The sequence below is a fragment of the Staphylococcus sp. SA22 genome (assembly GCF_054165785.1).
This window is the reverse complement of sequence record NZ_JBSZQY010000001.1, coordinates 349,368-370,674: the sequence shown is the minus strand read 5'-3', so window position 1 is coordinate 370,674 and position 21,307 is coordinate 349,368. Positions and strand designations below refer to the sequence as shown.

Annotated in this window: 19 protein-coding genes; all 19 read left to right on the top strand. The window is 32.9% G+C overall.

Annotated elements, in window-relative coordinates:
- Nucleotides 1–170: 170 nt before the first annotated feature.
- Nucleotides 171–638, top strand: coding sequence for a ribosome maturation factor RimP (rimP, locus tag ACXQH5_RS01735; RefSeq protein ID WP_458066452.1), 468 nt, complete (start codon nt 171–173; stop codon nt 636–638).
- A gap of 20 nt (nt 639–658) precedes the next feature.
- Entirely contained in the window at nt 659–1,834 is a 1,176-nt protein-coding gene (gene nusA, locus ACXQH5_RS01730; protein WP_000097463.1) for a transcription termination factor NusA, read from the top strand.
- 20 nt (nt 1,835–1,854) lie between these two features.
- Nucleotides 1,855–2,139 carry an RNase P modulator RnpM gene (gene rnpM / locus ACXQH5_RS01725; RefSeq protein WP_000727423.1) on the top strand — a complete coding sequence of 95 codons (285 nt, stop codon included), beginning with the start codon at nt 1,855–1,857 and terminating at the stop codon, nt 2,137–2,139.
- Complete coding sequence (locus ACXQH5_RS01720; RefSeq protein ID WP_000020853.1) at nt 2,136–2,453, top strand: YlxQ family RNA-binding protein; 318 nt, start codon at nt 2,136–2,138, stop codon at nt 2,451–2,453. Before rnpM ends, ACXQH5_RS01720 begins: the two co-directional genes overlap by 4 nt.
- Nucleotides 2,454–2,457: 4 nt before the next feature.
- Nucleotides 2,458–4,575 carry a translation initiation factor IF-2 gene (infB, locus tag ACXQH5_RS01715; RefSeq protein ID WP_000043639.1) on the top strand — a complete coding sequence of 706 codons (2,118 nt, stop codon included), beginning with the start codon at nt 2,458–2,460 and terminating at the stop codon, nt 4,573–4,575.
- Nucleotides 4,576–4,961: 386 nt separating this feature from the next.
- Nucleotides 4,962–5,312 carry a 30S ribosome-binding factor RbfA gene (gene rbfA, locus ACXQH5_RS01710; protein WP_000097322.1) on the top strand — a complete coding sequence of 117 codons (351 nt, stop codon included), beginning with the start codon at nt 4,962–4,964 and terminating at the stop codon, nt 5,310–5,312.
- 169 nt (nt 5,313–5,481) lie between these two features.
- Nucleotides 5,482–6,399 (top strand): tRNA pseudouridine(55) synthase TruB, encoded by a 918-nt coding sequence (truB, locus tag ACXQH5_RS01705; protein ID WP_000282295.1) that lies wholly within the window; start codon nt 5,482–5,484, stop codon nt 6,397–6,399.
- A gap of 14 nt (nt 6,400–6,413) precedes the next feature.
- Complete coding sequence (gene ribF, locus ACXQH5_RS01700) at nt 6,414–7,385, top strand: riboflavin biosynthesis protein RibF (protein WP_000864174.1); 972 nt, start codon at nt 6,414–6,416, stop codon at nt 7,383–7,385.
- A gap of 114 nt (nt 7,386–7,499) precedes the next feature.
- Nucleotides 7,500–7,769 carry a 30S ribosomal protein S15 gene (gene rpsO, locus ACXQH5_RS01695; protein ID WP_001018328.1) on the top strand — a complete coding sequence of 90 codons (270 nt, stop codon included), beginning with the start codon at nt 7,500–7,502 and terminating at the stop codon, nt 7,767–7,769.
- A 369-nt stretch (nt 7,770–8,138) separates the two neighbouring features.
- Nucleotides 8,139–10,235 (top strand): polyribonucleotide nucleotidyltransferase, encoded by a 2,097-nt coding sequence (gene pnp / locus ACXQH5_RS01690; protein WP_000076690.1) that lies wholly within the window; start codon nt 8,139–8,141, stop codon nt 10,233–10,235.
- Between the two features lie 235 nt (nt 10,236–10,470).
- Entirely contained in the window at nt 10,471–12,144 is a 1,674-nt protein-coding gene (rnjB, locus tag ACXQH5_RS01685) for a ribonuclease J2 (protein ID WP_000052590.1), read from the top strand.
- Nucleotides 12,145–12,400: 256 nt separating this feature from the next.
- Complete coding sequence (locus tag ACXQH5_RS01680; RefSeq protein ID WP_000035750.1) at nt 12,401–14,770, top strand: FtsK/SpoIIIE family DNA translocase; 2,370 nt, start codon at nt 12,401–12,403, stop codon at nt 14,768–14,770.
- Nucleotides 14,771–14,774: 4 nt separating this feature from the next.
- Nucleotides 14,775–15,488, top strand: coding sequence for a GntR family transcriptional regulator (locus ACXQH5_RS01675; protein ID WP_001293310.1), 714 nt, complete (start codon nt 14,775–14,777; stop codon nt 15,486–15,488).
- 30 nt (nt 15,489–15,518) lie between these two features.
- Nucleotides 15,519–16,784 (top strand): EF-P 5-aminopentanol modification-associated protein YfmF, encoded by a 1,266-nt coding sequence (yfmF, locus tag ACXQH5_RS01670; RefSeq protein WP_000089949.1) that lies wholly within the window; start codon nt 15,519–15,521, stop codon nt 16,782–16,784.
- Nucleotides 16,784–18,070, top strand: a complete 1,287-nt coding sequence (gene yfmH / locus ACXQH5_RS01665; protein ID WP_000664781.1) for an EF-P 5-aminopentanol modification-associated protein YfmH — start codon at nt 16,784–16,786, stop codon at nt 18,068–18,070. Before yfmF ends, yfmH begins: the two co-directional genes overlap by 1 nt.
- A complete protein-coding gene (ymfI, locus tag ACXQH5_RS01660; protein ID WP_000646223.1) occupies nt 18,070–18,774 on the top strand; it encodes an elongation factor P 5-aminopentanone reductase in 705 nt (234 codons plus the stop codon). The genes yfmH and ymfI overlap by 1 nt, the downstream gene beginning before the upstream one ends.
- Before the next feature lie 104 nt (nt 18,775–18,878).
- Nucleotides 18,879–19,706: a YmfK family protein gene (locus ACXQH5_RS01655; protein WP_000214892.1), complete on the top strand. Its 828-nt coding sequence runs from the start codon at nt 18,879–18,881 to the stop codon at nt 19,704–19,706.
- 18 nt (nt 19,707–19,724) lie between these two features.
- Entirely contained in the window at nt 19,725–20,117 is a 393-nt protein-coding gene (locus tag ACXQH5_RS01650; protein WP_000859443.1) for a helix-turn-helix domain-containing protein, read from the top strand.
- A 33-nt stretch (nt 20,118–20,150) separates the two neighbouring features.
- Nucleotides 20,151–20,729: a CDP-diacylglycerol--glycerol-3-phosphate 3-phosphatidyltransferase gene (gene pgsA, locus ACXQH5_RS01645; protein WP_001025093.1), complete on the top strand. Its 579-nt coding sequence runs from the start codon at nt 20,151–20,153 to the stop codon at nt 20,727–20,729.
- Nucleotides 20,730–21,307: the final 578 nt, after the last annotated feature.

Here is a 21,307-nt window from a genome sequence, read left to right as displayed (position 1 = left end):
GTAAAGGTGAAGTAAATGGACAAACTTTTACAAGAATCTCTGATTAATAGTGAAGTCATTTGTTTCAAGCATAAACTTATGCTATAATTAAGTTGCTTAAAAATTAGTGAACTCAGGCAGAAGAGTGGGAGATTCCCGCTCTTTTCTATTTGCCAAAAAGGGAGGCCTGTATGAGTAAAATTACAGAACAAGTAGAAGTGATTGTTAAACCAATTATGGAAGACTTGAATTTTGAACTTGTAGACGTTGAATATGTCAAAGAGGGTAGAGATCATTTTCTTAGAATCTCTATTGATAAAGAAGGTGGCGTAGATTTAAATGATTGTACGCTAGCTTCTGAAAAAATAAGTGAAGCTGTGGATGCAAATGATCCTATTCCTGAAATGTATTATTTAGACGTAGCGTCACCTGGTGCAGAACGTCCAATTAAAAAAGAACAAGATTTCCAAAATGCAATAACTAAACCTGTATTTGTTTCTTTATATGTACCAATTGAAGGTGAAAAGGAATGGTTAGGCATTTTACAAGAAGTCAATAATGAAACAATTGTAGTACAAGTTAAAATCAAAGCAAGAACGAAAGATATAGAGATACCGAGAGACAAAATAGCAAAAGCACGTCACGCAGTTATGATTTAACGTGATGAGGAGGAAAAAACGTGTCAAGTAATGAATTATTATTAGCTACTGAGTATTTAGAAAAAGAAAAGAAGATTCCTAGAGCAGTATTAATTGATGCTATTGAAGCAGCTTTAATTACTGCATACAAAAAGAATTATGATAGTGCAAGAAATGTCCGTGTGGAATTAAATATGGATCAAGGTACTTTCAAAGTTATCGCTCGTAAAGATGTTGTTGAAGAAGTATTTGACGACAGAGATGAAGTGGATTTAAGTACAGCGCTTGTTAAAAACCCTGCATATGAAATTGGAGATATATACGAAGAAGATGTAACACCTAAAGATTTTGGTCGTGTAGGTGCTCAAGCAGCGAAACAAGCAGTAATGCAACGTCTTCGTGATGCTGAACGTGAAATTTTATTTGAAGAATTTATAGACAAAGAAGAAGACATACTTACTGGAATTATTGACCGTGTTGACCATCGTTATGTATATGTGAATTTAGGTCGTATTGAAGCTGTTTTATCTGAAGCAGAAAGAAGTCCTAACGAAAAATATATTCCTAACGAACGTATCAAAGTATATGTTAACAAAGTGGAACAAACGACAAAAGGTCCTCAAATCTATGTTTCTCGTAGCCATCCAGGTTTATTAAAACGTTTATTTGAACAAGAAGTTCCAGAAATTTACGATGGTACTGTAATTGTTAAATCAGTAGCACGTGAAGCTGGCGATCGCTCTAAAATTAGTGTCTTCTCTGAAAACAATGATATAGATGCTGTTGGTGCATGTGTTGGTGCCAAAGGCGCGCGTGTTGAAGCTGTTGTTGAAGAGCTAGGTGGCGAAAAAATCGACATCGTTCAATGGAATGAAGATCCAAAAGTATTTGTAAAAAATGCTTTAAGCCCTTCTCAAGTGTTAGAAGTTATTGTTGATGAAACAAATCAATCTACGGTAGTTGTTGTTCCTGATTATCAATTGTCATTAGCGATTGGTAAAAGAGGACAAAACGCACGTCTAGCTGCTAAATTAACCGGCTGGAAAATTGATATTAAATCAGAAACAGATGCGCGTGAAGCGGGTATCTATCCAGTAGTTGAAGCTGAAAAAGTAACTGAAGAAGATGTTGCTTTAGAAGATGCTGACACAACAGAATCAACCGAAGAGGTAACTGATGTTTCAGTTGAAACAAATGTAGAGAAAGAATCTGAATAATAGGTTGGAGTGAAGTATCTATGAAAAAGAAAAAAATTCCGATGCGAAAATGTATTCTTTCAAATGAAATGCATCCCAAAAAAGATATGATTCGTGTTGTTGTTAATAAAGAAGGCGAAATCTTTGCGGATGTTACTGGAAAGAAACAAGGCCGTGGCGCATATGTTTCTAAAGATGTTGCTATGGTTGAAAAAGCACAACAAAAAGAAATTTTAGAAAAATATTTTAAAGCATCTAAAGAGCAATTGGATCCTGTTTACAAAGAAATTATTAGATTAATTTATAGAGAAGAGATCCCAAAATGAGTATAGATCAAATATTAAACTTTTTAGGATTAGCAATGAGAGCTGGTAAAGTAAAAACAGGTGAATCAGTCATTGTTAATGAAATTAAAAAAGGAAATTTGAAGCTCGTTATTGTTGCAAATGATGCGTCTGATAATACAGCTAAATTAATTACAGATAAATGTAAGAGTTACAAAGTTCCATTCAGAAAGTTTGGAAATCGAAATGAATTGGGAATAGCACTTGGAAAAGGTGAGCGTGTTAATGTAGGGATTACTGACCCAGGCTTTGCTAAAAAGTTGCTATCAATGATAGATGAATATCATAAGGAGTGATTATATGAGTAAACAAAGAATTTACGAATATGCGAAAGAATTAAATCTAAAGAGTAAAGAGATTATAGATGAGTTAAAAAGCATGAATATTGAGGTTTCAAATCATATGCAAGCTTTGGAAGATGACCAAATTAAAGCATTAGATAAAAAGTTCAAAAAAGAACAAAAGAACGACAATAAACAAAGCACTCAAAATAATCACCAAAAATCAAACAATCAAAACCAAAATAAAGGGCAACAAAAAGATAACAAAAAGAATCAACAACAAAATAATAAAGGCAACAAAGGCAATAAAAAGAATAATAGAAATAATAAGAAAAATAACAAGAATAATAAACCACAAAATCAACCAGCTGCTCCAAAAGAAATACCATCAAAAGTGACATATCAAGAAGGTATTACAGTAGGCGAATTTGCGGATAAATTAAATGTTGAATCATCAGAAATTATCAAAAAATTATTCTTACTTGGTATTGTTGCTAATATCAATCAATCATTAAATCAAGAAACAATCGAATTAATTGCCGATGATTATGGCGTTGAGGTTGAAGAAGAAGTTGTGATTAATGAAGAAGATTTATCAATCTACTTCGAAGATAAAAAAGATGATCCAGAAGCAATTGAGAGACCAGCAGTTGTAACAATTATGGGACATGTTGACCATGGTAAAACTACTTTATTAGATTCAATTCGTCATACAAAAGTTACAGCAGGTGAAGCAGGCGGAATCACTCAACATATTGGTGCATATCAAATTGAAAACGATGGCAAAAAAATCACTTTCTTAGATACACCGGGACATGCTGCATTTACAACGATGCGTGCGCGTGGTGCACAAGTAACAGATATTACAATTTTAGTAGTTGCAGCTGACGATGGTGTTATGCCACAAACAATTGAAGCAATTAACCATGCTAAAGAAGCAGAAGTACCAATTATTGTTGCAGTAAATAAAATTGACAAACCAATTTCAAATCCTGATCGAGTTATGCAAGAATTAACTGAATATGGTTTAATTCCTGAAGATTGGGGCGGCGAAACAATTTTCGTTCCACTTTCTGCATTAAGTGGTGATGGTATCGACGATTTATTAGAAATGATAGGATTAGTTGCAGAAGTTCAAGAACTTAAAGCAAATCCTAAAAACCGTGCTGTTGGTACAGTTATCGAAGCTGAATTAGATAAATCACGTGGTCCTTCTGCATCATTATTAGTACAAAACGGTACATTAAATGTTGGGGATGCGATTGTAGTTGGTAATACTTACGGCCGTATCCGTGCAATGGTTAATGACTTAGGTCAAAGAATCAAAACGGCTGGTCCATCAACGCCTGTTGAAATTACAGGTATTAATGATGTGCCACAAGCTGGGGATCGCTTTGTTGTATTTAGTGATGAAAAACAAGCTCGTCGTATTGGTGAATCAAGACACGAAGCTAGCATTGTACAACAACGTCAAGAAAGTAAAAATGTTTCATTAGATAACCTGTTTGAACAAATGAAACAAGGTGAAATGAAAGACTTAAACGTTATTATTAAAGGTGATGTTCAAGGTTCTGTTGAAGCTTTAGCTGCATCATTAATGAAAATTGATGTTGAAGGCGTAAATGTTCGTATCATTCATACAGCGGTTGGTGCGATTAACGAGTCAGACGTGACACTTGCTAATGCCTCAAATGGTATTATCATTGGTTTCAATGTTCGTCCAGACAGTGGTGCAAAACGTGCTGCAGAAGCTGAAAATGTTGATATGCGTTTACACAGAGTTATTTATAATGTTATCGAAGAAATTGAATCAGCGATGAAAGGTTTACTTGATCCAGAATTTGAAGAACAAGTTATCGGACAAGCTGAAGTTCGTCAAACATTCAAAGTTTCTAAAGTTGGTACTATTGCTGGATGTTATGTTACTGAAGGTAAAATTACGCGAAATGCTGGTGTACGTATTATTCGTGATGGTATTGTTCAATATGAAGGCGAATTAGATACACTTAAACGTTTCAAAGATGATGCTAAGGAAGTTGCAAAAGGTTATGAATGTGGTATTACAATTGAAAACTACAATGACCTTAAAGAAGGCGATGTTATCGAAGCATTTGAAATGGTTGAAATTAAGCGTTAATTAAATAAATTACAAGCTAAAAGTATAGTTAAGATTGATATGCTCCCTATAAATATTGCACTTTTTAAGTGTCTACTTTATAGGGAGCATATTTGATACTAGCTTTTGGATTTTTATTAGAATAGATTACTTATTAAAAGTTACGTTATATAGACATAATTTTTGTATAAAATTTTGTGGTGACCTAGAATGCTTTTTAATGACAAAATATAATGTCGACTATTATTGGAAAATTTTCTGTTGAAATGCCTATCTTACGGCAAACTTTATTTGATTTTATAGGCTTAATTTATTAAAATAACGTGTGAGCTAAAATAATTGTTTAAGCATTGTTACACTAAAAAATGCAAATAACAATTGAACTTAAAGATAAAGAGGTGACAAGAATGAGCAGTATGAGAGCAGAGCGTGTTGGTGAACAAATGAAGAAGGAATTAATGGATATCATCAACAATAAAGTCAAAGATCCTCGAGTTGGTTTTATTACAATTACAGATGTTGTTTTAACAAATGATTTATCGCAGGCTAAAGTATTTTTAACTGTATTAGGTAACGATAAAGAAGTAGAAAATACATTTAAAGCACTTGATAAAGCAAAAGGCTTCATTAAGTCTGAATTAGGTTCTAGAATGCGATTACGTATTATGCCGGAATTAATGTATGAATATGATCAATCAATCGAATATGGTAATAAAATTGAACGAATGATTCAAGATTTACACAAACAAGATAGATAATTTAGTGTTAGGTATCTGGAAAATGTTTGATAATTTCTTAATATCGGTATATTAACATTAAACAGTTAATACATAGATGTGTAGAAATAGTTAACATTTTCCAGTTTTTTTATGGATAAATTCAGTTAATACGCTATTAAAATATATTTTAAAAAAAGAAGGTGACAACATGTATAACGGTATATTACCAGTATATAAAGAACGTGGTTTAACAAGTCATGACGTCGTATTCAAATTGCGTAAAATATTAAAAACTAAAAAAATAGGGCACACTGGTACGCTTGATCCTGAAGTTGCAGGCGTGTTACCGGTATGTATAGGTAATGCAACGAGAGTTAGTGATTATGTTATGGATATGGGCAAAGCTTATGAAGCAACTGTATCGATAGGAAGAAGCACAACGACTGAAGATCAAACGGGTGATACATTGGAAATGAAGGGTGTACATTCAGCTGATTTCAACAATGACGATATTGACCGCTTGTTAGAAAATTTTAAAGGTGTTATTGAACAAATTCCGCCAATGTATTCATCAGTCAAGGTGAATGGTAAAAAATTATATGAATATGCGCGTAATAATGAAACAGTTGAAAGACCAAAGCGTAAAGTTAATATTAAAGACATTGGGCGTATATCTGAATTAGATTTTAAAGAAAATGAGTGTCATTTTAAAATACGCGTCATCTGTGGTAAAGGTACATATATTAGAACGCTAGCAACTGATATTGGTGTGAAATTAGGCTTTCCGGCACATATGTCGAAATTAACGCGAATCGAGTCTGGTGGATTTGTGTTGAAAGATAGCCTTACATTAGAACAAATAAAAGAACTTCATGAGCAGGATTCATTGCAAAATAAATTGTTTCCTTTAGAATATGGATTAAAGGGTTTGCCAAGCATTAAAATTAAAGATTCGCACATAAAAAAACGTATTTTAAATGGGCAGAAATTTAATAAAAATGAATTTGATAACAAAATTAAAGACCAAATTGTATTTATTGATGATGATTCAGAAAAAGTATTAGCAATTTATATGGTACACCCTACAAAAGAATCAGAAATTAAACCTAAAAAAGTCTTTAATTAAAGGAGATAGAATTTATGAAAGTCATAGAAGTGACACATCCTATACAATCTAAACAGTATATTACAGAGGATGTTGCAATGGCATTCGGATTTTTCGATGGCATGCATAAAGGTCATGACAAAGTCTTTGATATATTAAACGAAATAGCTGAGGCACACAGTTTAAAAAAAGCGGTGATGACATTTGATCCGCATCCGTCTGTCGTGTTGAATCCTAAAAGAAAACGAACAACGTATTTAACACCACTTTCAGATAAGATCGAAAAAATTAGCCAACATGATATTGATTATTGTATAGTGGTTAATTTTTCATCTAGGTTTGCTAATGTGAGCGTTGAAGATTTTGTTGAAAATTATATAATTAAAAATAATGTAAAAGAAGTCATTGCTGGTTTTGATTTTACTTTTGGTAAATTTGGAAAAGGTAATATGACTGTTCTTCAAGAATATGATGCGTTTAATACGACAATTGTGAGTAAACAAGAAATTGAAAATGAAAAAATTTCTACAACTTCTATTCGTCAAGATTTAATCAATGGTGAGTTGCAAAAAGCGAATGATGCTTTAGGCTATATTTATTCTATTAAAGGCACTGTAGTGCAAGGTGAAAAAAGGGGAAGAACTATTGGCTTCCCAACAGCTAACATTCAACCTAGTGATGATTATTTGTTACCTCGTAAAGGTGTTTATGCTGTTAGTATTGAAATCGGCACTGAAAATAAATTATATCGAGGGGTAGCTAACATAGGTGTAAAGCCAACATTTCATGATCCTAACAAAGCAGAAGTTGTCATCGAAGTGAATATCTTTGACTTTGAGGATAATATTTATGGTGAACGAGTGACCGTGAATTGGCATCATTTCTTACGTCCTGAGATTAAATTTGATGGTATCGATCCATTAGTTAAACAAATGAACGATGATAAATCGCGTGCTAAATATTTATTAGCAGTTGATTTTGGTGATGAAGTAGCTTATAATATTTAGAGTTGCGTATAGTTATATAAACAATCTATACCACACCTTTTTCTTAGTAGGTCGAATCTCCAACGCCTAACTCGGATTAAGGAGTATTCAAACATTTTAAGGAGGAAATTGATTATGGCAATTTCACAAGAACGTAAAAACGAAATCATTAAAGAATACCGTGTACACGAAACTGATACTGGTTCACCAGAAGTACAAATCGCTGTACTTACTGCAGAAATCAACGCAGTAAACGAACACTTACGTACACACAAAAAAGACCACCATTCACGTCGTGGATTATTAAAAATGGTAGGTCGTCGTAGACATTTATTAAACTACTTACGTAGTAAAGATATTCAACGTTACCGTGAATTAATTAAATCACTTGGTATCCGTCGTTAATCTTAATATAACGTCTTTGAGGTTGGGGCATATTTATGTTCCAACCTTAATTTATATTAAAAAAGCTTTTTACAAATATTAACATTTATTATATGTTAAGCTAATATTGAGTGAATAATAAGGTTACAATGAGATAAAGATGATATAAGTACACCTAGAGTAATAATCAAGATATTAAAAATAAAGTATGTTTTTTAAAAAAATATAACTTATATTTATACTGATAAGGGTGGGACGATAAGTCTATTTTGTAAATAATAGATGGATATCCCGCTCTCTTTTTTTCCAATTCAATATTTTATAACTAATATTAAAATACGATAATAAATGATATGATATAACTATTAGATTCAAGAGAGGAGATTTATAATGTCTCAAGAAAAGAAAGTTTTTAAAACTGAATGGGCAGGAAGATCTTTAACGATTGAAACAGGGCAATTAGCTAAACAAGCAAATGGCGCTGTATTGGTTCGTTATGGAGATACAGTCGTGTTATCGACGGCAACTGCATCAAAAGAACCTCGTGATGGAGATTTCTTCCCATTAACAGTGAACTATGAAGAAAAAATGTACGCTGCGGGTAAAATTCCTGGTGGATTTAAAAAGAGAGAAGGACGTCCTGGTGACGATGCAACATTAACTGCGCGATTAATTGATAGACCAATTAGACCTTTATTCCCTAAAGGATATAAGCATGATGTTCAAATTATGAACATGGTATTAAGTGCAGATCCTGATTGTTCACCACAAATGGCTGCAATGATTGGTTCATCTATGGCGCTTAGTGTGTCGGATATTCCATTCCAAGGGCCAATCGCCGGTGTAAATGTGGGTTATATTGATGGTAAATATATCATTAACCCAACAGTAGAAGAAAAAGAAGTTTCTCGTTTAGACCTTGAAGTAGCTGGTCATAAAGATGCAGTAAACATGGTAGAGGCAGGCGCTAGTGAGATTACTGAACAAGAAATGTTAGAGGCGATTTTCTTTGGTCATGAAGAGATTCAACGTTTAGTTGATTTCCAACAACAAATCGTCGACCACATTCAACCTGTTAAACAAGAATTTATTCCAGCAGAGCGTGATGAAGCGCTAGTTGAACGTGTAAAATCTTTAACTGAAGAAAAAGGACTTAAAGAAACAGTTTTAACATTTGATAAACAACAACGAGATGAAAATCTTGATAACTTAAAAGAAGAAATCGTCAATGAATTTATCGATGAAGAAGATCCAGAGAATGAATTACTTATTAAAGAAGTTTATGCAATTTTAAATGAATTAGTGAAAGAAGAAGTTCGACGTTTAATTGCAGATGAAAAAATTAGACCAGACGGCCGTAAACCTGATGAAATCCGTCCATTAGATTCTGAAGTTGGTATTTTACCTAGAACGCATGGTTCAGGTCTATTTACACGTGGTCAGACTCAAGCACTTTCAGTTTTAACGTTAGGTGCTTTAGGCGATTATCAATTAATTGATGGTTTAGGACCTGAAGAAGAAAAAAGATTCATGCATCATTATAACTTCCCGAATTTTTCAGTAGGTGAAACTGGTCCAGTACGTGCGCCAGGTCGTCGTGAAATTGGACATGGTGCGTTAGGTGAAAGAGCATTAAAATATATTATTCCTGATACTGCTGATTTCCCATATACAATTCGTATTGTAAGTGAGGTACTTGAATCAAACGGTTCATCATCTCAAGCGTCAATTTGTGGATCAACATTAGCATTAATGGATGCGGGAGTACCGATTAAAGCACCAGTTGCTGGTATTGCTATGGGCCTTGTTACACGTGAAGATAGCTATACGATTTTAACTGATATCCAAGGTATGGAAGATGCATTAGGTGATATGGACTTTAAAGTCGCTGGTACTAAAGAAGGTATTACAGCAATCCAAATGGATATTAAAATTGACGGTTTAACGCGTGAAATTATCGAAGAGGCTCTAGAACAAGCGAGACGTGGTCGTTTAGAAATAATGAATCATATGTTACAAACAATTGATCAACCACGTACTGAATTAAGTGCTTACGCGCCAAAAGTTGTAACTATGACAATTAAACCAGATAAGATTAGAGATGTTATCGGACCTGGTGGTAAAAAAATCAACGAAATTATTGATGAAACAGGCGTTAAATTAGATATTGAACAAGATGGTACTATCTTTATTGGTGCCGTTGATCAAGCTATGATAAATCGTGCTCGTGAAATCATTGAGGAAATTACACGTGAAGCGGAAGTAGGTCAAACTTATCAAGCCACTGTTAAACGTATTGAAAAATACGGTGCGTTTGTAGGCCTATTCCCGGGTAAAGATGCGTTGCTTCACATTTCACAAATTTCAAAAAATAGAATTGAAAAAGTGGAAGATGTTTTAAAAATCGGTGACACAATTGAAGTTAAGATTACTGAAATTGATAAACAAGGTCGAGTAAATGCTTCACACAGAGCATTAGAAGAATAATATTTAAAGTCATATGACGACAATGTATCGTCATGTGATTTTTTTATGCCATTTTTTACGAAGTGATCCATTTTGAATTTGTTGTATTGAACATTTTAAAACGCTTTATTATTTTGTGTGCAACTGTTAATTATCCTGTATGTATAGTGATTAATAGTGTACATCAAGTGTTTTTTAACTTATAATGAATAGTGAGTTTATATATGGACGGGTAACAAATTTAGGAGGTAAGATTTTGAGTTTAATAAAGAAAAAGAATAAAGATATTCGCATTATACCATTAGGCGGTGTTGGCGAAATTGCTAAAAATATGTATATCGTTGAAGTAGACGATGAAATGTTTATGTTAGATGCTGGACTTATGTTTCCAGAAGACGAAATGCTAGGTATTGATATTGTTATACCAGACATTTCATACGTACTTGAAAATAAAGATAAATTGAAGGGGATATTCCTTACACACGGACATGAGCACGCGATTGGTGCAGTGAGTTATGTTTTAGAACAATTAGATGCACCAGTATATGGATCTAAATTGACAATAGCGTTAATTAAAGAAAATATGAAAGCCCGTAATATTGATAAAAAAGTTCGCTACTACACAGTTAATAATGATTCAATTATGAGATTCAAAAACGTGAATATTAGTTTCTTTAATACGACACACAGTATTCCTGATAGTTTAGGTGTTTGTATTCACACTTCATATGGTGCCATTGTGTATACTGGTGAATTTAAGTTTGACCAAAGTTTACATGGACATTATGCACCAGATATTAAACGTATGGCAGAGATTGGTGAAGAAGGCGTATTTGTCTTAATCAGTGATTCTACTGAGGCAGAGAAACCTGGATATAATACTCCGGAAAATGTGATTGAACATCATATGTATGATGCTTTTGCAAAAGTGCGAGGTCGCTTGATAGTTTCATGTTATGCTTCGAACTTTATACGTATTCAGCAAGTTTTAAATATTGCTAGCAAGCTAAATCGTAAAGTGTCATTTTTAGGAAGATCACTTGAAAGTTCATTTAATATTGCTCGTAAAATGGGGTATTTCGACATTCCTAAAGATTTGCTAATTCCTATAACAGAAGTTGATAATTATCCTAAAAATGAAGTAATAATTATAGCTACTGGTATGCAAGGAGAACCTGTAGAAGCCTTAAGTCAAATGGCGCAACATAAGCATAAAATTATGAATATCGAAGAAGGTGATTCTGTATTTTTAGCAATTACGGCTTCTGCTAATATGGAAGTTATCATTGCGAATACATTAAATGAGCTTGTACGTGCTGGCGCACATATTATTCCAAATAACAAGAAGATTCATGCTTCAAGTCATGGTTGCATGGAAGAATTAAAAATGATGATTAATATTATGAAACCTGAATACTTTATTCCTGTACAAGGTGAATTTAAAATGCAGATAGCACATGCGAAGCTAGCAGCTGAAGCAGGTGTTGCACCAGAAAAGATTTTCCTTGTGGAAAAAGGAGATGTCATTAATTACAACGGTAAAGATATGATATTAAATGAAAAGGTAAATTCAGGAAATATTTTAATAGATGGTATTGGTATTGGGGATGTAGGAAATATCGTGTTGAGAGACCGCCATCTTTTAGCAGAAGATGGTATCTTTATTGCTGTAGTAACGTTAGATCCTAAAAATAGACGTATAGCTGCGGGACCTGAAATTCAATCTCGTGGATTTGTATATGTACGTGAAAGTGAAGACTTATTACGTGAAGCAGAAGAGAAAGTACGTGAAATAGTAGAAGCTGGTTTACAAGAAAAACGCATAGAATGGTCTGAAATTAAGCAAAATATGCGTGATCAAATTAGTAAACTATTATTCGAAAGTACAAAACGTCGTCCTATGATTATTCCAGTAATTTCTGAAATTTAATCAAAAAGTCATTAACATAAAAGAGGTCAGAACAAGTCACCGAAATATAATGGTTGTCATTGACAATTTACTTATATTTTATGATGGTCAATTGAAAGGGGTAACGATTAATCTGTTATCTTAAGTAAATTGATACATAGATGATATTGTTCTAACCTCTTTCATCGTCTGTTTGGACTACATATTCTAAACATCAAATAGGAAATTATATATAATAACGTCGTTTTAACTAAGGTAACATAAGGAGGTGCGTCAATTGGCACAAGCAAAAAAGAAATCGACAGCTAAGAAAAAAACAACATCAAAAAAAAGAACAAATTCGAGGAAAAAGAAGAATGATAATCCGATACGTTATGTCATAGCTATTTTAGTAATTGTATTAATGGTGTTGGGTGTTTTCCAATTAGGAATAATAGGTCGTCTAATTGACAGCTTCTTTAATTATTTATTTGGGTACAGTAGATATTTAACATATATTTTAGTACTCTTAGCAACTGGTTTTATTACATACTCTAAACGTATTCCTAAAACTAGACGAACGGCTGGTTCGATTGTATTGCAAATTGCATTGCTATTTGTATCACAGTTAGTTTTTCATTTTAATAGTGGTATCAAAGCTGAAAGAGAACCTGTACTTTCTTATGTGTATCAGTCATACCAACACAGTCATTTTCCAAATTTTGGTGGCGGTGTATTAGGCTTTTATTTATTAGAGTTAAGCGTACCTTTAATTTCATTATTTGGTGTATGTATTATTACTATTTTATTATTATGCTCAAGTGTTATTTTATTAACAAACCATCAACATCGTGATGTTGCAAAAGTTGCACTGGAAAATATAAAAGCTTGGTTTGGTTCATTTAATGAAAAAATGTCCGAAAGAAACCAAGAAAAACAATTGAAGCGTGAAGAAAAAGCGAGACTTAAAGAAGAACAAAAGGCACGTCAAAATGAACAGCCACAAATAAAAGATGTGAGTGATTTTACGGAAGTGCCTCAAGAAAGAGATATTCCAATTTATGGGCATACTGAAAATGAAAGTAAAAGCCAGAGTCAACCAAGTCGAAAAAAACGAGTGTTTGATGCAGAGAATAGTTCGAATAACATCGTAAATCATCATCAAGCAGATCAGCAAGAACAATTAACAGAACAAACTCATAACAGTGTTGAAAGTGAAAACACTATTGAAGAAGCTGGTGAAGTTACGAATGTGTCGTATGTAGTTCCACCGTTAACTTTACTTAATCAACCTGCAAAACAAAAAGCAACATCTAAAGCTGAAGTGCAACGTAAAGGACAAGTACTAGAGAATACATTAAAAGATTTTGGGGTAAATGCAAAAGTGACACAAATTAAAATTGGTCCTGCAGTAACTCAATATGAAATTCAACCAGCTCAAGGGGTTAAAGTGAGTAAAATTGTAAACTTGCATAATGATATTGCATTAGCTTTAGCAGCAAAAGATGTTAGAATTGAAGCGCCAATACCTGGTCGCTCTGCAGTAGGTATTGAAGTGCCAAATGAGAAAATTTCATTAGTTTCACTAAAAGAAGTTTTAGATGAAAAATTCCCGTCTAATAATAAACTAGAAGTTGGATTAGGAAGAGATATATCAGGTGATCCAATTACTGTTCCACTTAATGAAATGCCCCACTTATTGGTGGCAGGATCGACGGGTAGTGGTAAATCTGTTTGTATAAATGGTATTATTACAAGTATTTTATTAAATGCTAAGCCGCATGAAGTTAAACTTATGTTAATCGATCCGAAAATGGTTGAACTAAATGTTTATAACGGAATTCCACATTTATTAATTCCGGTTGTTACAAATCCTCATAAAGCTGCTCAAGCTTTAGAAAAAATTGTAGCTGAGATGGAAAGACGTTATGATTTATTCCAACATTCATCAACTAGAAATATTAAAGGTTATAACGAATTAATCCGTAAGCAAAATCAAGAATTAGATGAGAAGCAACCAGAATTACCTTATATCGTTGTTATTGTAGATGAGCTTGCAGATTTAATGATGGTAGCTGGTAAAGAAGTTGAAAATGCGATTCAACGTATCACACAAATGGCACGTGCAGCAGGTATACATTTGATTGTAGCGACACAAAGACCTTCTGTGGATGTAATTACAGGTATCATTAAAAATAATATTCCATCTAGAATTGCTTTTGCTGTGAGTTCTCAAACAGATTCAAGAACTATTATTGGTACTGGTGGCGCAGAAAAGTTACTTGGTAAAGGTGACATGTTATACGTTGGAAATGGTGATTCATCACAAACACGTATTCAGGGGGCGTTTTTAAGTGACCAAGAGGTGCAAGATGTTGTAAATTATGTAGTAGAACAACAACAGGCAAATTATGTAAAAGAAATGGAACCAGATGCACCAGTGGATAAATCGGAAATGAAAAGTGAAGATGCTTTATATGATGAAGCGTATTTGTTTGTTGTTGAACAACAAAAGGCAAGTACATCATTGTTACAACGCCAATTTAGAATTGGTTATAATAGAGCATCTAGGTTGATGGATGATTTAGAACGCAATCAGGTAATCGGTCCACAAAAAGGAAGCAAGCCTAGACAAGTTTTAATAGATCTTAATAATGACGAGGTGTAAAAAAATGTCAGAAATGAATGCGGTATATAACGTTAAACAATACATTTTAAATTTGATTAAGCAAAATAAATTGGAATATGGTGACCAACTTCCAAGTAATTTATCAATTGCCAGAGAATTAAATGTAAAAACCGACGATGTTTATGAAGCAATTCAGGCATTGATTACTGAACAAGTCATTAAAGATAATTTTGAAGAGGGCACAAGTGTTAAGTCACTGCCCCCTTTCTTTTATCCATTGAATGAACTTATAAGTATTGGGCAAATGATTAAAAATGCAGGATTTGAATGCGGAACTGAATACTTAAATTTTGATGAGCAACCAGCAACTATGTTAGATACAAATTTGTTGAGCGTTGAAGAAGGATATCCAGTAACCATTATAGAACGATTACGAACTGCCGATGGAGAACCGGTCGTCTATTGTTTAGATAAAATTGCTAAAAAAGAATTAACATGTACAGAGTATCAAATGAGTAATGGATCGATTCTAAGTGCGATAAAAGAACAAAGTAATCATAATATTTGTTATGCTGATACAGAAATTGAAGCGGTAAATTATGAACCTCGAATATCCGAAGTACTGAATGCTTCGCCACACGAAGGTTTGATTTTATTAAAAATTACGCACTACAATGAATCAGATGAACCTATTTTGTATTCATTAAATTATATGAAAAATAGCTTAGTTCAATTTAAAATCACTAGAAAAATATAGATGTAAGAAGATATAGAGGAGGCTATATATTTGAGTAGACAATCTCAACCAAATATACATATCAAAGTTTCACCAACAACTAAATTTAAAACAACTACTATAGTTTTTAAATTTATGGCACCTTTAGAATATGACACAATAACAGCTAGATCATTATTAAGCAAATTATTAGTTCGAGCAACTAAGAAATGGCCAACTGATAAGTCGTTTAATAATCACTTAGCCAATTTATATGGTGCGTATGTGAATAGTACAATTTCAAAATTCAAAGATCAGCATGTCATTACATTTTCATTAGAAATTGTTAATGAACGTTATTTAAGAAACGGTGAATCATTATTTAATCAAGGATTAGATTTATTACAAGAAATCATTTGGAATCCATTAATTGAAAATAAAGCATTCAATGATAATTTTGTTAACCAAGAGAAAACATTATTAGCCAAAAAAATAGAAGCAATGGTAGATAACAAAGCACAATATTCGTTTTTAAAATTACTCGACCATATGTTTGAAAATGAAGCATATAAATACTTATCTACAGGACAACTAGAACAAATCCCACATATTACTGCTGAAACACTATATCATACATATCAATCAATGATTAATAATGATCAATGTTCTGTTTATGTTGTCGGCAATGTAGAACCTGAAAGTGTTGAGAAACAAATACTTGAAAAATTTGCACTTAAACCATTCGATAAACATCAATTCCAACATTCTACTCATCATTTACACGATGAAGAAGTTGATTATATTGTTGAATATGATGACGTGGATCAAGCTAAATTAAATATGGGATACCGTTTTCCAACACAATATGGACAAAGTGGATATGCTGCCTTTGTTGTATTTAACATGATGTTTGGAGGAGATCCTTCATCTGTTTTATTTAATGAAGTGCGAGAAAAGCAAAGTTTAGCGTACTCTATACATTCACAAATTGATGGCAAAAATGGCTATTTATTTGTTTTGAGTGGGGTTTCAAGTGATAAGTACGAAACTGCAAAAGACACTATTATAAGTGAATTTGAAAAAATAAAAGCAGGAGATTTCACTGAAGAAAAATTAGAGTTAGCTAAAAAAGTAATCATTTCTCATCGATATGAATCTGAAGATCGTCCGAAAAGTATTATAGAGATTATGCATAACCAAATATTATTAGAGCAACCACAAAGCAAAGAAACATTTATAAATGATATACAGAAGGTAAGTCGCGAAGATATTGTTTCTGTTGCTGAAAAAGCATTTTTAGATACAATCTATGTGTTGACAAAAGGAGGGGATAAATAATGAAAGAGCGTTATTATGAATTAATAGACGAAAGAGTATTCGAACAAGAATTAGAAAATGGTTTACGATTATTTGTTATCCCCAAACCAGGTTTTCAAAAGACATTTGTCACTTACACTACACAATTTGGTTCATTAGATAATCAATTCAAACCACTTGGACAAGACCAATTTGTTACTGTACCTGATGGAGTTGCTCACTTTTTAGAACATAAATTATTTGAAAAAGAAGAAGAAGACTTATTTACTGCGTTTGCTGAAGATAATGCACAAGCAAATGCGTTTACAAGCTTTGATCGTACAAGCTACTTGTTCAGTGCAACTGATAATATTGAAAACAACATTAAACGTTTACTTACAATGGTTGAAACGCCTTATTTTACAAAAGAAACTGTTGATAAAGAAAAAGGTATTATTGCAGAAGAAATAAAAATGTATCAAGAACAACCTGGATATAAATTAATGTTTAATACATTGCGTGCAATGTATCAACAACATCCAATACGTGTTGATATTGCCGGTAGTGTAGAAAGTATATACGATATTACAAAAGATGATTTGTATCTATGTTATGAAACGTTTTATCATCCATCAAATATGGTTTTATTTGTTGTTGGTGATGTGAATCCAGAAGAAATATGTCGAATAGTAAAACAACACGAGGATGCTCGTAATAAAGTTAACCAACCCAAAATCGAACGAGGACTTGTTGATGAACCGGAGGATGTTAAAGAAGCATTTGTTACTGAATCTATGAAAATTCAATCACCAAGACTAATGCTTGGTTTTAAAAATAAACCATTACAAGAAGCGCCTCAAAAATATGTACAACGTGATTTAGAAATGTCATTATTCTTTGAGTTAATTTTTGGGGAAGAAACAGATTTTTATCAGAATTTATTAAACGAAGGACTTATCGATGATACATTTGGTTATCAATTTGTACTAGAGCCGACGTATAGTTTTTCAATCGTGACAAGCGCTACTGAAGAACCAGATAAATTAAAAAAATTATTATTAGATGAGTTGCGTGATAAAAAAGGCAATTTCCAAGATGCAGAAGCATTTGAACTTTTGAAAAAGCAATTTATAGGTGAGTTCATATCAAGTTTAAACTCACCTGAATATATTGCTAATCAATATACTAAATTGTATTTTGAAGGTGTTAGTGTGTTTGACATGTTAGACATTGTTGAAAACATCACGTTAGATAGTATTAACGAAACGTCATCGTTATATTTAAATTTAGATCAGCAAGTCGATAGTCGTTTGGAGATTAAAAAGTAATGAAAGCATTAGTATTAGGTGGTTCTGGTTCAATTGGTTCTGAGATAGTCAAACAATTATTAACTGATGGATTTGAAGTTTATGTGCAATATTATCGTACTGATATAAATGAATTAACTAGCAAATTTAACGATGATAAAGTTCATTTTATACAAGCGGATTTATCTCAAACAATTGATATTGACAAAACATTTGGTGACATTAAATCATTAGACTGTTTAATATATGCAAGTGGTCAGTCTTTATATGGTGTTTTACAAGATATGAAAGACCATGATATTGATGCATGTTATCAGTTAAATGTCTTGCAATTAATTCGATTATGTAGATATTTCGTTGATGTTTTACGTCAAAGTGACAATGGAAGAATTATTGTAATTTCATCAATTTGGGGTGAGACAGGAGCTAGTATGGAAACTATTTATTCGACGATGAAAAGTGCACAATTAGGTTTCGTTAAGGCGCTTAGTCAAGAGCTTGCACTAACATCAGTGACAGTAAATGCTATCTCACCTGGATTTGTAGCTGGTAATATGGCAAGCGAGTGGCAAGAAGATGAACTTCAAGCAATGATAACTGAATTACCACAACAGCGATTGGTTTTACCGAGTGAGGTTGCTCATACATGCGCCTATTTATATCACCCAAATGCTAGAAGTGTTACTGGAACTATACAGAAAGTTAATGGTGCTTGGTATATTTAAAATATAGAACTATTTTTATGAGCAAATGTTTTTATGATTGATGTTATAATATGAATATTACAATGAATCATAATTTGTTAATTAAACAAGGGGTGAGGTTCACCATGACAGTTGCAGAGAAAAAAGAATGGTACTTAGAATACGAAATTGAAATTAATAGACCGGGTCTTTTAGGTGATGTATCTAGTTTATTAGGTATGTTAGGTATAAGTATTGTTACAATTAATGGTGTTGATCAAGGTAAACGAGGCCTTTTAATTAAAACAGACAATCTTGAAAAAGTTGAACGTTTTGAGCAAATAGCTCGTGGTATAAATGAAATTGAAATAACAAAGCTTAAAAAACCAGAATTAAGAGACCGTCTTGCAGTTAGACATGGTAGATATATTGAGCAAGATGCAAAAGATAAGAAAACCTTTCGATTTGAGCGTGAAGATTTAGGCTTGTTAGTAGACTTTTTAGCTGAATTGTTCAAAGAAGAAGGTCATAAGTTGATTGGCATTAGAGGTATGCCACGGGTTGGTAAAACTGAATCAATTGTTGCGGGAAGTGTTTGTGCACATAAGAGATGGTTATTTATTAGTTCTACTTTAATAAAACAAACTGTACGTAGCTCTCTAATCAAAGGGGAATATGATGCCAATCATGTATATATTATTGATGGTGCAGTTACTGCCAGAGAATCTAATCCAAAACATCAAGAGCTTGTTAACGAAGTTATGACGTTACCATCAATCAAAGTCGTTGAACATCCAGATTTATTTGTTGAAACAAGTACTTGTACAATGGAAGATTTTGACTATATTATCGAATTGAGAGAAAATGAAAATCAAGAAATACAATACGAAGAAATGAAGAAACAGACAGTCCAAAGTAAGAATAATTTAGATTTTGGAGATCCATTTGGTGGTGGTTTTGGTTTCTTCGAGTAAGTGTAAGGAGGCTATGAATTGAAAACGGTCGGTGAAGCGCTAAAAGGTAGACGTGAAAGGTTAGGAATGACTTTAACAGAATTAGAGCAACGTACTGGAATTAAACGTGAAATGCTAGTGCATATTGAAAATAATGAATTCGATCAACTACCGAATAAAAATTACAGCGAAGGATTTATTAGAAAATATGCAAGCGTAGTAAATATTGAACCTAACCAATTAATTCAAGCTCATCAAGATGAAATTCCATCGAACCAAGCCGAATGGGACGAAGTAATTACAGTTTTCAATAATAATAAAGACTTAGATTATAAGAGTAAATCAAAAGAGCCAATACAATTATTAGTAATCATGGGTATTACAGTTTTAATAACTTTATTGTTATGGATCATGTTAGTTTTAATATTTTAACAGAAATAAATTAGTGAGAAATGAGGATGTATAATGAATATTCCGAACCAGATTACGGTTTTTAGAGTAGTGTTAATACCAGTTTTTATATTGTTTGCGTTAGTTGATTTTGGATTTGGCAATGTGTCATTTCTAGGAGGATATGAAATAAGAATTGAGTTATTAATCAGTGGTTTTATTTTTATATTGGCTTCCCTTAGCGATTTTGTTGATGGTTATTTAGCTAGAAAATGGAATTTAGTTACAAATATGGGGAAATTTTTGGATCCATTAGCGGATAAATTATTAGTTGCAAGTGCTTTAATTGTACTTGTGCAACTAGGACTAACAAATTCTGTAGTAGCAATCATTATTATTGCCAGAGAATTTGCCGTAACTGGTTTACGTTTACTACAAATTGAACAAGGATTCGTAAGTGCAGCTGGTCAATTAGGTAAAATTAAAACAGCAGTTACTATGGTAGCAATTACTTGGTTGTTATTAGGTGATCCATTGGCAACATTGATTGGTTTGTCATTAGGACAAATTTTATTATACATTGGCGTTATTTTTACTATCTTATCTGGTATTGAATACTTTTATAAAGGTAGAGATGTTTTTAAACAAAAATAAATATTTGTTTATACTAGATTTCATTTTCATATGGAATCTAGTTTTTTAATCCCAATTTTAGAAATTAGCCACGCAATTGTTTATAATGATGGGAGTGGGACAGAAATGATAAAGAGCCACTAATGATTTATTATGTAGTGGTTCTTACACATTAGCCACAGCTAATGTGTACTTAAAAATAGGAATACATGAGTAAAACTCATGCATAAGAAATACTAATTTCTATAGAAAAAGTATTTCTTTATCGTCGTCCCACCCCAACTTGCATTGTCTGTAGAAATTGGGAATCCAATTTCTCTTTGTTGGGGCCCCGCCAACTTGCACATTATTGTAAGTTGACTTTCCGCCAGCTTCTATGTTGGGGCCCCGCCCCAACTCGCATTGCCTGTAGAATTTCTTTTCGAAATTCTCTGTGTTGGGGCCCACACCCCAACTTGCATTGCCTGTAGAATTTCTTTTCGAAATTCTCTGTGTTGGGGCCCACACCCCAACTTGCATTGCCTGTAGAATTTCTTTTCGAAATTCTCTGTGTTGGGGCCCACACCCCAACTTGCATTGCCTGTAGAATTTCTTTTCGA

Bases quoted from the DNA above. Each gene is read 5' to 3' on its own strand.
- rimP (WP_458066452.1), top strand. From the start codon at position 171: ATGAGTAAAATTACAGAACAAGTAGAAGTGATTGTTAAACCAATTATG.
- rnpM (WP_000727423.1), top strand. From the start codon at position 1,855: ATGAAAAAGAAAAAAATTCCGATGCGAAAATGTATTCTTTCAAATGAA.
- ACXQH5_RS01720 (WP_000020853.1), top strand. From the start codon at position 2,136: ATGAGTATAGATCAAATATTAAACTTTTTAGGATTAGCAATGAGAGCT.
- infB (WP_000043639.1), top strand. From the start codon at position 2,458: ATGAGTAAACAAAGAATTTACGAATATGCGAAAGAATTAAATCTAAAG.
- rbfA (WP_000097322.1), top strand. From the start codon at position 4,962: ATGAGCAGTATGAGAGCAGAGCGTGTTGGTGAACAAATGAAGAAGGAA.
- truB (WP_000282295.1), top strand. From the start codon at position 5,482: ATGTATAACGGTATATTACCAGTATATAAAGAACGTGGTTTAACAAGT.
- ribF (WP_000864174.1), top strand. From the start codon at position 6,414: ATGAAAGTCATAGAAGTGACACATCCTATACAATCTAAACAGTATATT.
- rpsO (WP_001018328.1), top strand. From the start codon at position 7,500: ATGGCAATTTCACAAGAACGTAAAAACGAAATCATTAAAGAATACCGT.
- pnp (WP_000076690.1), top strand. From the start codon at position 8,139: ATGTCTCAAGAAAAGAAAGTTTTTAAAACTGAATGGGCAGGAAGATCT.
- ACXQH5_RS01675 (WP_001293310.1), top strand. From the start codon at position 14,775: ATGTCAGAAATGAATGCGGTATATAACGTTAAACAATACATTTTAAAT.
- yfmH (WP_000664781.1), top strand. From the start codon at position 16,784: ATGAAAGAGCGTTATTATGAATTAATAGACGAAAGAGTATTCGAACAA.
- ymfI (WP_000646223.1), top strand. From the start codon at position 18,070: ATGAAAGCATTAGTATTAGGTGGTTCTGGTTCAATTGGTTCTGAGATA.
- ACXQH5_RS01655 (WP_000214892.1), top strand. From the start codon at position 18,879: ATGACAGTTGCAGAGAAAAAAGAATGGTACTTAGAATACGAAATTGAA.
- pgsA (WP_001025093.1), top strand. From the start codon at position 20,151: ATGAATATTCCGAACCAGATTACGGTTTTTAGAGTAGTGTTAATACCA.